Origin of the sequence: Lactobacillus kefiranofaciens (assembly GCF_900103655.1) — a bacterium.
In the GTDB taxonomy this organism is placed as follows: domain Bacteria; phylum Bacillota; class Bacilli; order Lactobacillales; family Lactobacillaceae; genus Lactobacillus; species Lactobacillus kefiranofaciens.
The window spans coordinates 1-2,563 of sequence record NZ_FMXC01000071.1; the positions used below are offsets into that span (position 1 = coordinate 1).

Here is a 2,563-nt window from a genome sequence, read left to right on the forward strand (position 1 = left end):
ATGAAATTATTGAGCATAACTCGCTCCATTAGTGATAAAAGCAAAAAATAAATTGCTCAGAATCATTGATAATACTTGATTTTTGGTAGAAAAAAGAAAGGCGGAATTCTTACAATGAGGAACGGTAAATATCAAGTACGTGCACAAGGTCATGGCTCAGAATCAATGCCAATGGCCGTTACTATCGAAGATGATAAGATTAAGAATATTGAAATTGATTCATCCGGCGAAACTAAGGGTGTTGCTGATGAAGTCTTCAACCGCTTGCCTAAACAAATTATTGATAATCAACCTTTAAATGTTGATGCTGTTAGTGGTGCAACTATTTCTAGTCACGGCGTTGTAGATGGAATTGCCCAAGCAATTACTGAAGCTGGTGGGGATGCTGATGAATGGAAGAAGCGTAACAAACCAGCAGCCGCAAAAGCACAAGATGAAGAAATTACAGTTGACGTAGCAGTTGTCGGTGCTGGTGGTGCAGGCTTAGCTGCCGCAGTTCGCTCAATCCAACATGGTGAAAAAGTTGCAATCTTAGAAAAGTACCCACAAATTGGTGGTAATACTAGTCGTGCTGGTGGTCCAATGAATGCTGCTGAACCTGACTGGCAAAAGAACTTCAAGGCACTTCCAGGTGAAAAGGATACTTTGAAGGAATTGGTTGCAACTCCAATTGATCAAATTGATCCGGAATATCAAGACGACTTTAAGAAGTTACAAAAGCAAATTAAAGAATACGTCGACTCAGGTGCAGATTACTTATTTGATTCAACTTTGCTTCATGAAATTCAAACTTACTTGGGTGGTAAGAGAACCGACCTTAAAGGAAATGAAATTCACGGTAAATATGCATTAGTTCATGAATTAGTAACTAATGCACTCAACTCAGTTAAATGGTTAGCTGATTTAGGCGTTAAGTTCGACAATAGCGATGTCACTGAACCAGTTGGTGGTTTATGGCGTCGTGGTCACAAGCCAGTTGAACCAATGGGTTATGCTTACATTCATATTTTAGGCGATTGGGTCAGAGATCATGGTGTTGATCCATATCTTGAAACTCGCGCTGAAAAATTGATCATCGAAGATGGCAAGGTTCGCGGCGTGATTGCTACGCGTGCCGATGGCAGTAAGTTAACTGTTCATGCAAAAGCTGTCATCTTAACTGCTGGTAGTTTTGGTGCCAATACCAAGATGGTACAAAAGTACAATACTTACTGGCAAAAGATTGACGATGATATCGCTACAACTAACTCACCGTCAATCACTGGTGACGGAATTAACTTAGGTCTTGAGGCTGGCGCTGACTTGTTCGGCATGGGCTTTATTCAATTAATGCCAGTAGCTGATCCAAAGACTGGTGAATTATTTACTGGTGTTGTTACTCCTCCAGCAAACTACATTATGGTCAACAAGGAAGGCAAGCGTTTCGTTAACGAATTTGCGGAACGGGATGTGTTAGCTAAGGCCGTAATTGCCAATGGCGGTTTAATTTATCAAATTGCTGATGACAAGATTAAGGAAACTGCCTACAACACTACTCAAGAATCTCTTGATGCTCAAGTTAAGGCTGGTACTTTGTTCAGAGATGACACCTTGGAAGGCTTGGCTAAGCAAATTGACATGGATCCAGAGGTCTTGGTTGATACCATTAAGAAGTACAACTCATACGTTGATGCAGGGAAGGATCCAGAATTCCATAAGAATGTTTTGGGGCTGAAATGTAAAGTTGCACCATTCTACGCAACACCTCGTAAGCCTGCAATTCACCACACTATGGGTGGCTTGGTCATCGATACTAAGGCACATGTTCTTAATAAGAATGGCAAAATCATTGATGGCTTGTACTAAGCTGGTGAAAATGCTGGTGGTATCCATGCTGGTAACCGTTTGGGCGGTAACTCACTTGCCGACATCTTTACTTTCGGCCGCATTGCCGCTAATACTGCTCATGAAGATATGTCTGCAGAAACAGACGCTACTTCAGGGGCTTCACAAGGTTAATTGAAGAATAATAGGAAGAGAGGTTGATAATATGCCAGAATCAGCAGGCACTATGATGTGGTAATGTACTTATTGTCAAATATAATTTAAAAAAGAGTATTAAGTTAGTCATAGAGCTTAATGCTCTTTTTTATTAGGTGTAAATAGCAAATAAAATTATAAAAAAATTTAAAAGCAACTTTTTAGTTTCAATTCTACAGATTAGATTGTGCAATAGAAAATTCAAAACTAATATAAAAATTGTTAATGTTTGTTATTTATTTTTGATGAATAAAAGATTTTGAGGAAAATAAGATGAAGAGATCGACTAAATATAGTGTATTGATAGCTGCAACATTATTGGCTGTTTCACTAGTTGTAATTGATAATGTTAATCATAATAATGGAAATGCTATCGTAAAAGCTGCAGTTAATCAACCTGGCGATATGGTTAAACCTTATAAAGTTAAGAGTTCTTATGATTGAAATATTAAGGAGAATGAACAAAATAAGGTTCGTTGGACATCTGAATTAACGAGATTGTAAAATATTTTGTGTAAGGATGAATGATTCCTTAAATTAATTT

The 2,563-nt window shown here is 38.2% G+C and carries 1 protein-coding gene and 1 pseudogene; both read left to right on the forward strand.

Features of this window, described 5'->3' with window-relative positions; all coding sequences use genetic code 11:
* Positions 1-114 precede the first annotated feature (114 nt).
* Positions 115-1,998 (forward strand): annotated as a pseudogene (locus BLP58_RS11605) (FAD-dependent oxidoreductase).
* 294 nt (positions 1,999-2,292) lie between these two features.
* Entirely contained in the window at positions 2,293-2,463 is a 171-nt protein-coding gene (locus BLP58_RS12195; protein WP_013854348.1) for a hypothetical protein, read from the forward strand.
* Positions 2,464-2,563 lie beyond the last annotated feature (100 nt).

What these genes read in the sequence shown, in the direction of transcription:
- BLP58_RS12195 (WP_013854348.1), top strand. Translation starts at nt 2,293, where the DNA reads ATGAAGAGATCGACTAAATATAGTGTATTGATAGCTGCAACATTATTG.